Source organism: Tsukamurella sp. DT100 (assembly GCF_049844855.1).
In the GTDB taxonomy this organism is placed as follows: Bacteria; Actinomycetota; Actinomycetes; order Mycobacteriales; family Mycobacteriaceae; genus Tsukamurella.
In genome coordinates, this window is sequence record NZ_JBNCLV010000006.1 from 310,494 (window position 1) to 325,174 (window position 14,681).

Consider the following 14,681-nt stretch of genomic DNA (forward strand, 5'->3'; position numbering starts at 1 on the left):
CTAGAACTGGGTCTACGAATTGATCAGCCGGACCACGTAGGGCATCGCGCCGTCGGTGCGCAGCGGCGATACTTTGACCGTCGATCCGGACTCGGGTGCCTCAAGCATCTGGTTGTCACCCAGATAGAGCGCTTCGTGCTGGCTCGCATTCGGGCCGAAGAAGATCAGGTCACCCCGCTTGATCTCAGCGAGCGGAACCTTCTTGCCGATGTTGTACTGGTAGCCGCTGTAGTGCGGGAGCTTGATGCCGACGGCAGCAAATGCGAACAGCGTCAGGCCCGAGCAATCAAATCCCGGGTTCTCGAAGTCACGGAAGGTATCGGCAACGCCGCCGTCGCGGACCCCGACGGTGGGGCCGTTGATATCACCACCCCCCCAGGAATATCTGGTGCCGACCACCGACAGGCCCCGGGCAATGACCGTGTCAATCATTTGCTTGCCCGACATCGACGCGACTGACACAGGCGCTACTGGTGCCTGGATTGCAGGCACCTGGGCTGCCGCTTGAGCCGGGACCTGGGATGCGGTCTGCGGTTGCGGCGTGAACCCGAACAGGTTGCTCAGTTGCCCGAGCAACGACGACGCTGCGGTCGCGGCCGACGGTGGCCCCCCGGGCGCCGACACTGCCGGTGCCGCAGAAGGAGCCACTACGGGGGTGCTTGCGTTCGGGGGTGCCGCCGGTGCAGGAGCCGGCTGCGAGGAAGGCACCGTCACTGTCTGCTGTTCGCTGACGACGTATTGGTCATAGATCCGCTGCTGACCTGCGGCATCCCCGGACTTCGCCTTCGCCTCGGCGAGCGCCCTTGCGGCCGTCTGCCGACGCAAATCCAACCGTCGGCGTTGATCGGTCGCCGAACGCAGCGCCTCCAGGGTCTGGGCCACCGACCCCTGCGCTCGGGTGCGGCGGTCGGCAGCCGCGCCAGCCGCTGCATCCGCGGAGATCTTCGCGATCCGCGCAGCATCGCGGCTCGATCGCGCCCGCCGCCGGGCGTCATTGAGGCCGGTGACAGTACCTGCCTGGGCGGCAGCAACGCGCCGAAGAACCGCAGTGCGGTCTACCGCCGTCTGCCCATCCGGGGCGGTCAGAGCATCCGCGACCCCGCCCGAGGTGTTCCCCTGCATGTAGGCGGCGCGGAGCATCTCATCGAGCCTGCGCTGAGCAGCATCCACTGCCTGGTCGGAAGCCACGGCCTCCCGATCCGCAACTACTACTGCATTCGTCGCGGCCCGCGCAGCGTCGGCGGCCAACGCCACGTCGATCACCGCCTTGTTCACCGACTGCCGCCGAATGTCAACGTCGTTCTGCAAAGCCGCGATCTGCTGATCAAAGTCCGCAAGGCGCACGATCAACGAAGGAACCACCGCGACCGAGTGACCTGCTCGAGGGTCGTCTCCCACGTGCCGCGCCCACGCAGGATCCGCTCCGCCGACCACGATCGCAGCCACGATCGTCACCGCCGCCGCCCGCTGCATTCCAGACGCCCATCGATGCTGATTCACCACGGAACATCTCCTTCAACGAGCCGACCGCCCCCCGCGGGGAGGTTGCGCCCACGCGAGGGGATCAGAAGCGGAATATTGTTGGTGCGCAATCTTTTTACGCAAAGTTTGACGCGCCGCACCGGCACCCCTTGAGTACCATCCGAACCGTACGTCACAGACGCCACAGAGGGAAGCGGTGATCGAGCAGATGCAGAGCCTTAACTGCCACCTACAATGGGGTTGGCCTGCGGTATTCAAGATTCAATCAAGATCCTGCTACTATCCACGATAGTACTAAGGAGGAGTGCGACCCTTGCCTGGTGAGTTGGAATCCGCGGTCATGCAAGTGCTCTGGGACAGTGAGCACGCCTTGAAGGTGCAGGAGGTGGTCGATGCCCTCGACACCGGGCGGGCACTGGCCTACACCACGGTGATGACGGTTCTAGACAACCTGCACCGCAAGCAGTGGGTCCAACGCGAGAAGGTCGGCAAGGCCTACTTCTACGAGCCGACACTCAGCCGCGCGGAGGCTGCGACCCAGGCGCTGCGTGACGTGCTGGATGCATCCGGCGATCCTGAGGCAGTGCTGCTGCACTTCACCGAGTCCGCGTCGGACGAGGAATCAAAGGTCATCCGGCGGGCACTACGCCGTCGGTCACGGCAGCAATAGACTAAGCCCGGTGCGCGAGATCCGAATCCGGACCCGGATGGAGGGAATGAGTACACGATGACGGTGTTCGCGGCATTGGTCGTCGCGGCGGCTGCGATCGCGGCTGCCGGACCTGTGCTGCTCACCCGCGCGGGGCGTACGCGGCTCGATCCAGTTGCCCTGCTCATCGGCTGGGTGGGAGCGCTGGCAATGCTTGGACTGCTGACGGCGTTAGCGATCGTGGCACTGTTGCTGCCGCTGCACGCAGACTACTCGGTAACCACTGCGTTCGGAGACTGCTGGTCCCTGGCGGTCCATGGCACCGTGCCGCAGGGACGCCGGGCGACCGGCGCCGCACTAGCCGCGCTCATTGCGGGCTCCGTCGTGATCTCCGGCGTGCGCTGCGTCTTCGTCCTCGCGCGCCGGCGGGCGGTCGCGACGTTGCATTGCGACCGAATAAGGCTGGTGGCCAGTCCAGCCGCCGGGGACGGCCGAGTGTGGTGCCTCGAGCACGACGCCCCCTTGGCATTCGCCATCGCCGCACCCAGGGGCGGGATGGTGGTGATCTCCCGCGGCCTACAGACCTTGTTGGCACCCTCCGAGCTGGCGGCAGTGCTGGCACACGAGCACGCACACCTCCGCGGTCGCCACCACCTGATCGTTGCCATCACTGAGGTCATCGGGCAGGTCCTGCGCCCGATCCCGCTGTGCCGGAACGCCCCGAGCGCCGTGCGGGAATTGGTCGAGGCGATCGCTGACGGAGCAGCAGCACGCCGTTGCGGGGCGGCCACGGTACACCGGGCCCTGCTGCAGATGGCCTCCGCACAATCGGTGCGGCAGCGATCAGGGACAGCCGGGCGGGGCCCTACTCTGGCGATGGCGACCACCGCGACCTCGGCGCGGGCCCGCCGCCTACAGCTCCCCGCAGCGAGCCGCAGTGCTCGCGTGCGCCACTGCGGCGCGGTCGCCGCGGCCACCGCCCTGGGATCAGCCGCTACGGTGGCGCTTGCAGCCCTCGTCGTGTCCGCTATTTCCTGCCCAGCGCTCTAGCCCGCTGCGCCCGTGGCGCAGCGTGACAGAGAGATTTGCCTGTTCCCCGGGGGGCCAACTGCGCAGCAACATCCGCTGCGACGCTTCATCGTGACTAGCGAGTGCGACCCACGAGTCGCATTTCAGCGACCGTACACCGAGTCCCGAGCGCCTACGTCCTTGAGCCACTACGCTCCGGTGCCGCTATTCGACGAGTCACGAATGCCGATGCCCGGCGGTCGTGTCCACAGCCACAGGCATCTTCGCCGAGGGGTCGCACACCCCGGCGGGGCATTCGCTCACCTGTAGCGGATGCTCAGGCTCGCCGCCCCGCCACGACCACCGTATCCCCCAGCGGGTGGCGACCGCGGCACCCATGGCGAGGGCCGAGACGACAGCAACCAGGGGCTGCAGCGGCGCCCACAGCGTCAACGCTCCCGACGCGCCCAACATCGCGACGACGACCTTGTTACACAACGGGCACCCCACCGCGAGCGTCGACAGGACCACACCGGAAGCGCCTCGCACAGCACCACGATTCCACCCGGCCACCACCGGAGCTGCCAGCCAGGCGGCCGCGAGAACGGTCACCACCACGAGGACGAGGTAGTCCCACCAGCGCACCGGCGTCATCCGGGTGAAGACAGGATTGGGAAGCACTCGGGAGGGGATCGCGATCACCAGTGCGATCAGCGCACCGCCAGCCGCTGCGTGCCACCACCGCACCCGTCCAATGACCGCCCTGCGGTTCATACCACTCACAGTGCACCCTCCTCACCTCGCGCTTGTCTTTCCTCGAACTCAGCATAACTACTAGATCACATAGTAGTTCTTGGTGGCGGGCCTGCCCGCCCCTCATCTACTATTCAACATAGTAGTTACCTACTAAGCGTGTTAGTAGCTCAATCTCGGGAGAGGCCTGATCGATGAAACATCTCTCTAGCGTGCCGGATCCAGACGTGGGCCTTCCAACGGTGACCGAATCCGTCGGCGCGCCGGTGCGGCATGACGCGGTGCAGGCGTCGGAGAGGATCTCGACGATCACCGGTCCGGTGGGCGGTTGCGACCCAGTGAACGAAGCGGAGCCACAAGGACTGTCCGCTACGTACGTGCTAGACGCGGTCAGCGCTCCCGGTGCGCTCCGGATGCAGTACGAGGGCCTACGGATCGGCGCCGAGGCCGACGATACGCAAGGGCGATTCACCTGCCAGCGCGATGTCAGTCTCGCGGCGGCCCGCGGGCGGCCGGTCGCTGTGACCGAGCGGCTATCGGGGATCCCGGCAGGCGAGTGGGATATTCGGGTGCGAGCAGCGTGGACACCGGCTGCGACGCAGGCGGGCGAGCTGGCGGGCGAGATGAAGCTTCCGGACCAGCAGATGCGGGTCCGGACGGTGTTCGCGCCTCTGGCACACGGGCCCGCGGTGGCAGCGTGGTGTTGGCCGCTGCTGGTGGGGCTCGGCGCTGTCGTCGCGGTCGCGCTCATGGCAGTGAACGTCTCCCTCGCTGGCGGCTCTGCATTCGCGGCGGTGGGGATCAGCGGTGTGGCCTGTGCTGTGGGGTTTCTCGGCGCGCGGTTGTGGTTCTTGGCAATCCATCGGATGCCGCTACGGAAGCTGCTGTCCTCCGGAGCCTGCATTCAGGGGTTCAACGCCGCTGCCGCGGTGGTCTTGGTGATGGGGGCGCCGGCGATCGGACTGTCATGGGGCGCGGTGCTCGATTCTGCTGCCCCGGCACTGCTCGCAGGGATGGCCGTCGGGAGGCCGGGGTGTTGGCTGACCGGCTGTTGCGCTGGAAAGGTCACCGTGTCGCGGTGGTCACTGTGGTCATCGGATCGGAGGGTGGCCGCTTCACGCTATCCGGTGCAGCTGTTTGAAGCTGCGGCGTGCGGGACGCTGGCGATAGGGGCCGAATTCCTGTTCCTGGGCGTCCGGCACTCGGGAGCGATCTTCGTGATCGGACTCGCTGCCTACGCGCTGATCCGGCAGGTGCTGTTTCCGCTGCGCTCCGACCCGCACACTCGGTGGGGGCGTACCGCAGTCGCAGCAGGTGCTACGGCCGCGATCGCGGTGGCGATATGGGTGATGACGTTGTGACGAGTCGGCGGGGCTACCGGGATGTGCTCAGACAGATCCGGACTGCCTCGCCCATTCTCCGTCCTGGTCAGCGGCCTTCCGACGACGCCAGGGCGCTGGCTTTGGTCCACTGCTGCCAGGGCACACTCCAGTCACCGTTCTGCCATTGCTCGAGAGGTGCGCCGCCAGTGTTGCGGATTTCGACGATGTCGCCGGGGACCGAGAAGTCGAAGAACCATCGAGCGTTGTCACCGTTGAGGTTGAGGCACCCGTGGGAAGTGTTCGTGTTGCCCTGCGCCCACACAGAACTGTCGAGTTGGTGCAGGTAGATACCGTCTGTGCTGATCCGTGTCGCGTAGTTGATCGTCTGTTTGTACCCCAAGCGCGAGTTGATCGGTAGCCCGTAGGTGGACGAGTCCATCACCACCGGGTTCGCCTTGTCCATCACGGTGTAGATGCCCCGTTGGGTCCAGAAGCTGATGGTGTTGCCGTTGATGATCTCGCTGCCGCCCATGCCCATGGAGGTGGGCATCGTACGGACGAGATTACCGCCGTCGTAGACGGTGACCGTCTTGGTCGCGTCGTCGGCGATCGAGACATGCGAGGCGCCGATGGTCGCACTGGCACGCACGTCCTCGGCGCCGTAGAGGCGCTCGCCCAGGCGGACACCGTATAGCGCGGCGTCCACGGTGATCTGAGTGCCCGGCGTGTGGTATTTCTCAGGTCGCCAATGCGCTTCGGTATTCGAGACCCAGCACCACGCTCCCTCGACCGCGGGTGTACAGGTGACTTTCATACGACGTTCTGCCTCGGCGCGGTCTGCGATGTCGGTGTCGAACTTCGCCACTAGCACCAGCCCCACACCGTAGGTCCGCCCTTCGCCGACCGGGATGCCCGCCGTCGTTGCCAGCTCCATCGTCACCTGCGCCTGTGGTGCGAGCGTGGTGAACGTGCTCTGCCGTTCGGTCCGGCGTCCTGCCTCATCGACCGCGACCGCTCGCAAGCGGTAGGTGCGGCCGAATCCAAGGGGCTCACCGGCCGACCAGAATTTGCGCGGTGCGTCCAACGTGCCGGCAACGGCACGCCCCGCCTCGTTGGTGAGCGTGACTTCGGCGAGGGCGCCAGTGCCCACGACATGGACAGTGACCGGTGTTCGTGGCGTGACTTCCGCGGCGCCGTCGGCCGGCGCCAACTCGATCCGTAGACCGGCGCCGGACGATTCCGGTGAGGACGAGGGGCCGCTCAGCGGCACCGCGCCCCACTCAACACCGCAGGCGGACGTGATCGCGACGGCTCCGATTCCGGTTGCCGTCCGCGCCAGCAGAGTTCGCCGTTGCAGAACCATTCAACCTCCCTCGATCCGCCTCATCGCGCAACTACTAATTTGCATAGTACTTTATGGTGAGTGGTCGAGCCCATCAGGCCCGCACGCGAGGTACTCTCACCCACTGCGCCGGTACCGGCACCAGGCGCGGCGAGTCGTCGAGTAGGTACAGGGTGGGTGTTGTGACCCGTTCCATCGACTAAAGCGCTCACTTGCCCGGCAGCGAGGGTTGCGCCCTCGCAACAGCGTCCTCGATGTCCTGTACTGATCGGAAGACCAGCGGGTCCACGATCCGCTGCACGGAGCCGTCGGGGCGGACGAGAAAGGACAGCGGCAGCAAAGGCGGGATCTGCAGTGCCCTCGCCACCGCGCCGTCTGCGTCGATGATGCTCGGGTACGCGAGAGCGAGATCGGTGGCGAAGGTGCGGGCGTAACTCTCGACGTCGCGGACGTTGATCCCGAGTACCTGGACTGCCTCGGGGCGTTGGGCGTAGCGCGAGAGGATCGGCATTTCTTCGCGACATGTCCCGCACCAGGACGCCCAGAAGTTGAGCAAGGTGGTTCTTCCTACGGTGAGTTGTCCGAGGTTTATCACATCGGGGGTACTGAGGCAGGGCTCAGACAGATCAGCCAGGGGCCCAGCGGGTCGGGCTGATGCCGATTTCGTTCCGCCGCACTGCGGTTTAGGTTCACCACGGGCTAAGCTGGTCTGGAGTGGAGCCTCGGTTCCAGTGCGAGTGCCGGTGGAGGCCGTATCGTGGTCTCCTGGTTTTTCTGTGAGCGAGTGCGCGGTCGAGATGGCGATGAGCAGCAGCGCGGCAGCGATCGCGATCAGGGCCAATGCGTACCGGTGCCGGCGATGCCACGGCGGGGTTGAGGCGCTCTCGTCGGGTACGGGGGGGGGAGGGCGACGCTCATGGGCTCTTCTGCTCGTCGATGGGCACGGGCGTCGTATCGGCGGGGACCGACTGTTTGAGACCGGAGGTGCGACGTGCGCGCCGTTTGAACACCGTTGCGGCGATCAGAGCCGCAGCGGCCAGGGCGGACGTGATCGCTTCGGGCAACGCGCCCCAGCGGGTGGCGAGTGTGAGCCGGTCGTCGAGGGGAACTGTCGCGATCAGAGTATCCGCACTGAACAGTGCGGACTGGTCGGTGACCGTCCCGTCCGGGGTAACGACTGCGCTGACGCCACTCGTCGCGGCGATCAGAACGGTGCGGCGGTGCTCAATGGCCCGCAGTCGGGACATCGCCAGTTGTTGGAATGACATGGCCGTGCGGCCGAACGTCGCGTTGTTGGTGGGCACGGTGATCAGCTGAGCTCCACCACGTACAGATTCACGGATGAGGTCGTCGAAGGCCACTTCGTAGCAGATGGCAGCCGCGGTCGGTATGCCAGCGAGGGTGACAATGCCGTCACCATCGCCAGGCACGAACCGGCCGGCCTTGTCGGCGTATGCGGACAGGCGGGTTGCGACCGGCCGCATCGGTAGGTACTCCCCGAAGGGCACCAGTCGCCGCTTGATGTGTTGCTGCCCTGGACCGGAGCCGGGGTTCCAGACGATGGAGACGTTGCGTGATGTGCCGTCGTCGGCGGAGAGTACTGCACCGACGAGGACAGGTACGCCGAGCCTGTTGACCGTCTCATCGATCCGCGCGCGCACCTGCCGATCGCGCAGCGGGTCGATATCCGAGGCGTTCTCGGGCCAGACGATCATGGCGGGCCGGGGCATCTGGCCAGATTCGATGGCACTGGCGAGGTCCTCGGTGCGTCGTAGGTGATTCTCGAGCACTGCGGCACGCTGAGCATTGAAGTCCAGTCCTAGGCGGGGAACGTTGCCTTGGATCACCGCAACGGTCACGCTCGCTCGCGGTTCGTACGCTGGTAGCGCGATTAGGAGTGCTGCGCCGGCGAACGGGAGGATGCCACCAAGCGACGCACGGACAGCAGCGCGCGGTGACCTCCGCAGTGCCGCGCGGACCACGGCGAAACCGGAGCACCCGATGAGGGCGACCGCGAACGAGACAGCCGGTGCGCCGCCGACCGCGGCCAACTGTACGAGAGGCCCATCGGTCTGCCCGAACGCCAACTTTCCCCAAGGGAACCCGCCGAATGGCAGGCGGCTGCGCAGTGCCTCCGTCGCTGTCCACGCGCAGGCGCACCACAGCGGGTAGCCGGGGAGAACCACCATCCGGCTGACCAAGGCGCCGAACACCGCTACCGCGACGGCTTCGACCGCGGCGAGCGCGATCCACGGCCCAGCCCCAACGTAGATGCCTACCCACGGAAGCAAGGGCAGGAAGAACGCCAGCCCCGCGGCGTAACCGTACAGCAGGGCTTGGCCGATTCCGCAGCCCCACACGGCGGCGACCACGAGCGCGACACCGACCGGCGCCGCTCCCCACAGCGCGGTGGGTGGGAACGAGATGAACATCGCTCCGCCGCCGGCGGCAGCCAGAAGTAGCCTGACCGCTGTGTGCGTCCACGGCCAATGAGTCGGCCCCCACCGAGTGGATGTCGCGGATGGGAGCCTTCGTGCTGTCTGCGTGGTCACGAGTGAGATCTCCTCAATTCTGGACCGTGGTGGTGCTGCTCGTCGCGAGTCGTCTGGGCGATCGCGGGCGTACTGGTTGGTGCGTGTCGACGGCGATTCCTGTCAGATCGGCATGACGATGTTGGAGACGAAGAGCCGCCGGACCATGTCGACGAAGTCGGACCAGTAGCCGGTGACCAGGGCGAGTCCGACGACGATCATGAGCACGCCGCCGGCGACCTGGATGCGTCGGCTGTTGCGGCGAAGCCATCCGACGGCCCGCACCGCGGCGGTCGATCCGACGGCGAGTGCGATGAACGGCAGGCCCAGGCCTACGCAGTAGGCCACCACCAGCGCGGCACCGCGTGCCGGTGCAGCGTTGGTGCCCACAATGATCGACATGATCCCCGCCAGGGTGGGACCGATACAGGGAGTCCAGCCGAGCGCGAACACCCCGCCCAGCAGCGGGGCACCGGCAAGCGTGGTCCAGGGTCGTGGCGCAAAACGCACCTCGCGGGCAAGTGCCGGGACCAATCCGATGAACGCCAAGCCCATGATGATGGTGATTCCCCCACCTATCCGCATCAGCGTCTCTGCATTGAGCCGAATCGTCGCCGCCAGACCAAACACCGACATCGTCATCAAGAGGAAGGCCGCTGTGAACCCGCCGACGAACAACGCGGCTGCGCCGAGCACTCTCCACCGACCGGACCGGTCTACCGCCTTTCCGCTGCCGCCGAGCTCTGCGATCGACGTCGCTGGAGCCTCGGCGCCGACCAGCCCCGCGAGGTACGACAAGTAGCCGGGAACAAGGGGCACGATGCACGGCGAGGCGAAGGACACCAACCCGGCGAGCAGGCATGCCCCGATCGCCAGGATCAGCGGACCTGACACGGCGGCGTCGGCAAAGGCTTGTCCCATCAGCCCTCCCCGGCGACGCGGTCCACGGCATCGGTGAGGGTCTTCTCGTCGATCGTCGTCAGGTATGCCGCGGCCACGCGATGCTGCCGATCAAGGACGAAGGTCATCGGCACTACTGTGGTCGGATACTGCTCACCGAGCGCTAGCAGCGTCTTGCCAGGGGGATCGTAGATCGACGGATAGGTCAGCCCGTGGGAGCGGATGAAGTCCCGCGCCGCATCGTCGCCGGCGGTTTCACGAACGTCGATACCGAGAAACTGCACACCCTTGGACTTGCGCGCCGTGTACACCTTTTCCAGAGCAGGAGCCTCGAGACGACAGGGGGCGCACCAGGAGCCCCAGACGTTGATCACCACGACCTTTCCGGCGTAGTCCGACAGTCGCAGCGTGGCCCCGGGATCAGTGACACTACGTCCGGACAGCTCACCGACGACGCTGCGCCGCTCGGGCGGGTAGAAGTGCCTGGCCTTGCCATCCGGAGCGATGATCCCGCCATCACGTGCCCGGTCGCTGAGCTGAACGCACCCGCCGAGCAGCATCGCGACCACAAGCACCGCGATCACACCGGCGCACCGGCGCAGACTCGAGCTGCCGCTCGGGGGACAGTCATCATCGCCCAGCGATGCCCGTGTGGACTGTCGTCGCATCCTCACCCCTTCTCGGCGGCTAACGAACCAGCCACCAACTACTAAGTAGCATAGTAGTTGGTGGCTGGTCGATCGCACTCGCCATCGGGGGCAGCCGCGGAGACGTCGGTCGCGTCAGGTGTACTTGAGGGTGGTCATCATGCCCATCTCCATGTGATAGATGTTGTGGCAGTGCAGGGCCCAGGTTCCGGGGTTGTCCGCGTCGAGGTCGACCTCGACCGAGCCCATGGGCTTGATGAGCACCGTGTCCTTGCGCAGTCCGCCACTGCCGGGGAGGCCCCAGGTGTGGCCGTGGATATGCATGGGGTGAAGCATCATCGTTTCGTTGGTGATCTGCATCCGCAGTCGCTGGCCCTTGCTGACGCGCAGAGGCGTGTCTTCGCCGTGCTTCTTGCCGTTAATGCCCCAGGCGTACGGGTCCATCTGGCCGTTGAGCGCGACCTTGATCGTGGAGTCGGGCTGGGCGTCAGGAAGGCGCGCGGAGTCCGCGGCGGCGAGTTCGGTGGCGCCGAGCAGGACCGCGCCGTCCAGTTCCGCGGGGCGAATGTCGGCGGCGGGTGCGGCGCCAGAGCCTGTGCGCAGGACTGCCAGAGCCTGGCCCTTCTTGCCCTCAGCCGCGGCGACTAGCGGAAACGCGCCGTCGCCTGCGGTGACGGTCACGTCGTAGCGTTCCCCCATAGCGACGAAGAGCGCGCGGGCCTGCATGTCGTTGACCCTGTGTCCGTCGGTGTGGGTGACGGTCATCGTGTGACCGCCGAGGGCAACGCGGAAGACGGTGTCGGAGCCGGCGTTGATGATCCGCAGGCGGATGCGTTGTCCGGGCTTGGCGCGGAACTCGGTCGGCGCCGCAGGGATCCGGCCGTTGATGAGGTAGTGCGGGTAGACCACGTCACCAGCATCGCCCAGCGGAGAGCTTCCCATGCCAGGCATCGAGGAGTGGTCCATGCCACCCATCCCGCCCATCCCGGTCTGCAAAGGTCCGGTCTTGGCCTGGAAGTCGGCAAGGATCTGGTCAGGGTTCTTGCCGATGCCGTCGGTCCAGTCATCGAGGACGACGATCCACTCCGCGTCGAAGGCGCCTCGCTCATTGGGGTCGTCGATGATGATCGGAGCGTAGAGGGCACGGTCGAGCTGGGCACCGACGTGGGGATGGAAGTAGTGGGTACCGGCGTCCGGGGCGGTGAACTCGTAGACGAATCGCCCCCCGGGGCGCACAGCATCCTGGGTGACGCCGGGAACGCCGTCAGCTTCGTTACGCAGGCGGATGCCATGCCAGTGGATGGTGGTGTCGGCGGGAAGCTTGTTGTCGAGGGTGACGCGGAGGAAGTCTCCGGCGTTGGCGCGCAGGACCTTGCCGGGGAGGGCGTCGTCGTAGGCCCAGGTACGGGCGGTGATACCGCCGAGGTCTACGGTGGTCTCGCGCGCGGTGAGGGTCGTCTCAACGACCTTCTGTCCGGCCTGGGGTGTGGCCTGTAGTGGCGGTCCTTGCAGCGCACGAGAGGCACCACTCGGCGTGCTGGCGGTCTTGTCGCCACATGCGGCGAGCGCGCCGACGCTGAGCGCGGCGAGACCGCCGAAGAGGGCTGTTCGTCTGGTCACCGGTGTCATGAATTGGTTCCTTGGTTTGACGTCGAGGAAGTCGGGGGCGGCCCTGCTTAGGGGGCAGCGGGGCTGACTGTCGGGCTGCCGTCGCCCATCCCTGGCATACCCGACATACCCGGCATGCTTGTGTGAGGTGTCGGCGATGAAGTCGGGGAGCTGCTCATCGAGTGGCCTGCGGGCATCGACGGTTGGGTTGAGGTGGGGGTAGTGCTGGTGTCGTCGTTCATGTTCATCGTGGACATGTCGTCGCCGCAGGCGGTGACGGCGAGGGCAATAGTGGCGGTGACGGCGGCGGTGGTGATCAGTCGTTTCGGGTTCATCGGTTCGTCTTTCTGGCAGGGATTCTCTGTGGGGTTCGTTGAAGGGGCGGTCGGGGTAGTGGGCTCGAGGCTGTACCGGGTTCCGGTGGTGGGTGTTCTCGCTTGGTGTTGCGGCGTTTGTAGACCGGCAGGGTCAGGGTGAACTGGGCGCCTTGTCCGGGCCCGCGGCTGGTGGCGGTGAGGGATCCGTCGTGGGCCTCGGCGAGCGCGCGGGCGATAGTCAGGCCGATACCGCTGCCGCCGGCGTCGCGGCTGCGAGAGGTGTCAGTGCGGTAGAAGCGGTCGAAGATGTGTGGGAGGTGTTCGCTGGCGATGCCTTCGCCTGTGTCGTCGACGATGATGTCGATGAGGTTGTGGTCGCGGCGGCGGCTACTGACCGTGACGCTGCCTCCCGGTGGGGTGTGTCGGCGTGCGTTGCTGAGCAGGTTCGCGAGGGTCTGGCCGATGCGGGCACGGTCGGCGTCGACGAGGTCGGTGGTGGTGGGCCCGAGGCCGAGGTGGATACCTACAGCGTCGTAGCCGGGTTGCGCCTCACGGACCGCGGCGGTGGTGATGTCGTTGACCGCGGTCGGCTCTGCTTCGACGCGTAGTTGTCGTTCGCCGGCGCGGGAGACAGCATCGATGTCGTCAGCGAGTCGCTTGAGGCGACCGGTGGCGCTGCGGATGACGCCGTACATTTGCACGCCTGGTGTGCGGATGCCGTCCTCGGCGGCTTCGATTTGGGCGGTGATGGTGGTGATCGGCGTCCGAAGTTCATGGGCGAGGTCGGAGAGCATCTGCTGGCGGATCTCTTCGGTGGTATCGATCTGCTCGGCGAGTCGGTTCACGCTGCGGGTCAGGTCGCTGAATTCGCGGCCCAAGCGGCTGGGCGGGACGCGAATCGCGTGGTTGCCGGCGGCGATGTTCGCCGTCGAGGTCACCACGGCGCCGATGGAGCGTCGGACGCGGCGGGTGATCAGCCAACTGACGACGAGTGCGAGGACCATGGAGCTCAATAGGGCGACCGAGACGGATACCACCAGTGAGGAGGCGAACGCCTCCTCGACGTGTTTGGCTTGGGGTGAGGCGGTCGGCAGGCCGGCGTGGGCCATGTGGGTGTGGAACAGGTGCGGTGCGACAGTCCACGCCACCAGCGCGGAGGCCCCAGCGCCAGCGGCGATGACGATGGTCTGGGCGATGAACAGCCTGGTGGTGAACCCCGAACGTGGGCGACGGGTGCGCCGTGCGTCGGATCGGGGCGCGCTCATTGCTTCGACCGGCCGTCACCCATTCGGTAACCGATGCCGCGGATGGTGCGGATGTAGCGCCGTTCGGTGGTGGTGTCGCCGAGCTTGCGACGCAGGCTGGCGATGTGGACGTCGACGACGTGTGCATCGCCGACCCAGGTCGGTCCCCAGAGTTCGGCGAGCAGTTGGTCGCGGCTGAACACCATGCCCGGGCGGCGCGAGAGGACGTCGAGAAGGTCGAACTCGGTGCGGGTGAGAGCCGCGGGTCTACCGGCGACGCTCACCTCCCGACCGCTCGGGTCGATTAGCAGATCCCCGATGCGGCGCTCCGCGCCCTGTGCCACGGCGGGCCCGTTGACGGTTCCGGCGCGGGGGCGGCGCAGCATTGCTTCGATTCGGGCGATCAGCTCCCGCGGGCTGAACGGTTTGGTCAGGTAGTCGTCCGCCCCGACCGACAGGCCGACCAGGGTGTCGACTTCGTCGGCGCGGGCGGTGACCATGACAACGTAGGCGTCCGAGAAGGTGCGCAGTTGCCGGCACACTTCGACACCGTCGAGCGAGGGCAGCCCGAGGTCGAGGACGACGACATCCGGTGGAGTTCGGTGCGCGGCGGCGACTGCGGCCGCTCCATCGCCGGTGATCTCGACATCGAAACCACTGCGCTGAAGGTAGTCGGCGATGACCTCGGCGAGGTCCGGCTCGTCCTCGACAACCATCGCGCGCAGGCCCAGCTTCGGCCGCGGTTCGGTCACCGCCGTCGGCTTGGGCTCGGCAACAATCGCATCCATGCCTCCCATCGTGGCCTGACCGTATGCCCAGGATCGACCCGAGGCGCGGTTCTTGAGCAAATCTTGATCTTGAGCACACATAACGGCCTG

13 protein-coding genes are annotated in these 14,681 nt (G+C 66.5%); 3 read left to right on the plus strand and 10 right to left on the minus strand.

Annotated elements, in window-relative coordinates; translation table 11 throughout:
- Positions 1 to 12: 12 nt before the first annotated feature.
- Positions 13 to 1,503 (minus strand): NlpC/P60 family protein, encoded by a 1,491-nt coding sequence (locus ACLQ3K_RS16925; protein ID WP_426000872.1) that lies wholly within the window; start codon positions 1,501 to 1,503, stop codon positions 13 to 15.
- Between the two features lie 283 nt (positions 1,504 to 1,786).
- Here ACLQ3K_RS16925 and ACLQ3K_RS16930 point away from each other — a divergent pair, with 283 nt between their 5' ends.
- Positions 1,787 to 2,152, plus strand: a complete 366-nt coding sequence (locus ACLQ3K_RS16930) for a BlaI/MecI/CopY family transcriptional regulator (protein ID WP_040765956.1) — start codon at positions 1,787 to 1,789, stop codon at positions 2,150 to 2,152.
- Between the two features lie 57 nt (positions 2,153 to 2,209).
- Positions 2,210 to 3,181, plus strand: coding sequence for a M56 family metallopeptidase (locus ACLQ3K_RS16935; protein WP_019201638.1), 972 nt, complete (start codon positions 2,210 to 2,212; stop codon positions 3,179 to 3,181).
- A 195-nt stretch (positions 3,182 to 3,376) separates the two neighbouring features.
- Here the strand turns inward: ACLQ3K_RS16935 and ACLQ3K_RS16940 are convergent, their stop codons facing one another.
- Positions 3,377 to 3,913, minus strand: coding sequence for a hypothetical protein (locus ACLQ3K_RS16940; RefSeq protein ID WP_426000873.1), 537 nt, complete (start codon positions 3,911 to 3,913; stop codon positions 3,377 to 3,379).
- Between the two features lie 221 nt (positions 3,914 to 4,134).
- On the opposite strand from ACLQ3K_RS16940, the gene ACLQ3K_RS16945 reads away from it, so the two are divergent.
- Positions 4,135 to 5,253, plus strand: a complete 1,119-nt coding sequence (locus tag ACLQ3K_RS16945; RefSeq protein WP_160126343.1) for a prolipoprotein diacylglyceryl transferase family protein — start codon at positions 4,135 to 4,137, stop codon at positions 5,251 to 5,253.
- A 67-nt stretch (positions 5,254 to 5,320) separates the two neighbouring features.
- Here ACLQ3K_RS16945 and ACLQ3K_RS16950 read toward each other — a convergent pair whose 3' ends face one another.
- The 8 genes from ACLQ3K_RS16950 to ACLQ3K_RS16985 form a co-directional block, all read right to left on the minus strand.
- Positions 5,321 to 6,577 carry a L,D-transpeptidase gene (locus ACLQ3K_RS16950; RefSeq protein WP_082756359.1) on the minus strand — a complete coding sequence of 419 codons (1,257 nt, stop codon included), beginning with the start codon at positions 6,575 to 6,577 and terminating at the stop codon, positions 5,321 to 5,323.
- Positions 6,578 to 6,764: 187 nt separating this feature from the next.
- Positions 6,765 to 7,151 (minus strand): TlpA disulfide reductase family protein, encoded by a 387-nt coding sequence (locus ACLQ3K_RS16955; RefSeq protein WP_217491769.1) that lies wholly within the window; start codon positions 7,149 to 7,151, stop codon positions 6,765 to 6,767.
- A gap of 319 nt (positions 7,152 to 7,470) precedes the next feature.
- Positions 7,471 to 8,988, minus strand: coding sequence for an apolipoprotein N-acyltransferase (gene lnt / locus ACLQ3K_RS16960; protein ID WP_082776391.1), 1,518 nt, complete (start codon positions 8,986 to 8,988; stop codon positions 7,471 to 7,473).
- A 222-nt stretch (positions 8,989 to 9,210) separates the two neighbouring features.
- A complete protein-coding gene (locus tag ACLQ3K_RS16965; RefSeq protein ID WP_068565094.1) occupies positions 9,211 to 10,008 on the minus strand; it encodes a cytochrome c biogenesis CcdA family protein in 798 nt (265 codons plus the stop codon).
- Positions 10,008 to 10,571: a TlpA disulfide reductase family protein gene (locus ACLQ3K_RS16970; protein ID WP_019201631.1), complete on the minus strand. Its 564-nt coding sequence runs from the start codon at positions 10,569 to 10,571 to the stop codon at positions 10,008 to 10,010. The genes ACLQ3K_RS16965 and ACLQ3K_RS16970 overlap by 1 nt, the downstream gene beginning before the upstream one ends.
- 198 nt (positions 10,572 to 10,769) lie before the next feature.
- On the minus strand, positions 10,770 to 12,263 hold the full coding sequence (locus ACLQ3K_RS16975; RefSeq protein ID WP_068565096.1) for a multicopper oxidase family protein: 1,494 nt from the start codon (positions 12,261 to 12,263) through the stop codon (positions 10,770 to 10,772).
- A 310-nt stretch (positions 12,264 to 12,573) separates the two neighbouring features.
- The gene (locus ACLQ3K_RS16980; RefSeq protein ID WP_426000874.1) at positions 12,574 to 13,824 is read right to left on the minus strand and encodes a sensor histidine kinase; all 1,251 of its coding nucleotides are present in this window, start codon (positions 13,822 to 13,824) and stop codon (positions 12,574 to 12,576) included.
- Positions 13,821 to 14,591 (minus strand): response regulator transcription factor, encoded by a 771-nt coding sequence (locus tag ACLQ3K_RS16985; protein WP_068537249.1) that lies wholly within the window; start codon positions 14,589 to 14,591, stop codon positions 13,821 to 13,823. The genes ACLQ3K_RS16980 and ACLQ3K_RS16985 overlap by 4 nt, the downstream gene beginning before the upstream one ends.
- Positions 14,592 to 14,681 lie beyond the last annotated feature (90 nt).

Bases quoted from the DNA above. Each gene is read 5' to 3' on its own strand.
- ACLQ3K_RS16935 (WP_019201638.1), top strand. From the start codon at position 2,210: ATGACGGTGTTCGCGGCATTGGTCGTCGCGGCGGCTGCGATCGCGGCT.
- ACLQ3K_RS16940 (WP_426000873.1), bottom strand. From the start codon at position 3,913: ATGAACCGCAGGGCGGTCATTGGACGGGTGCGGTGGTGGCACGCAGCG.
- ACLQ3K_RS16950 (WP_082756359.1), bottom strand. From the start codon at position 6,577: ATGGTTCTGCAACGGCGAACTCTGCTGGCGCGGACGGCAACCGGAATC.
- lnt (WP_082776391.1), bottom strand. From the start codon at position 8,988: ATGTTCATCTCGTTCCCACCCACCGCGCTGTGGGGAGCGGCGCCGGTC.
- ACLQ3K_RS16965 (WP_068565094.1), bottom strand. From the start codon at position 10,008: ATGGGACAAGCCTTTGCCGACGCCGCCGTGTCAGGTCCGCTGATCCTG.
- ACLQ3K_RS16975 (WP_068565096.1), bottom strand. From the start codon at position 12,263: ATGACACCGGTGACCAGACGAACAGCCCTCTTCGGCGGTCTCGCCGCG.
- ACLQ3K_RS16980 (WP_426000874.1), bottom strand. From the start codon at position 13,824: ATGAGCGCGCCCCGATCCGACGCACGGCGCACCCGTCGCCCACGTTCG.
- ACLQ3K_RS16985 (WP_068537249.1), bottom strand. From the start codon at position 14,591: ATGGATGCGATTGTTGCCGAGCCCAAGCCGACGGCGGTGACCGAACCG.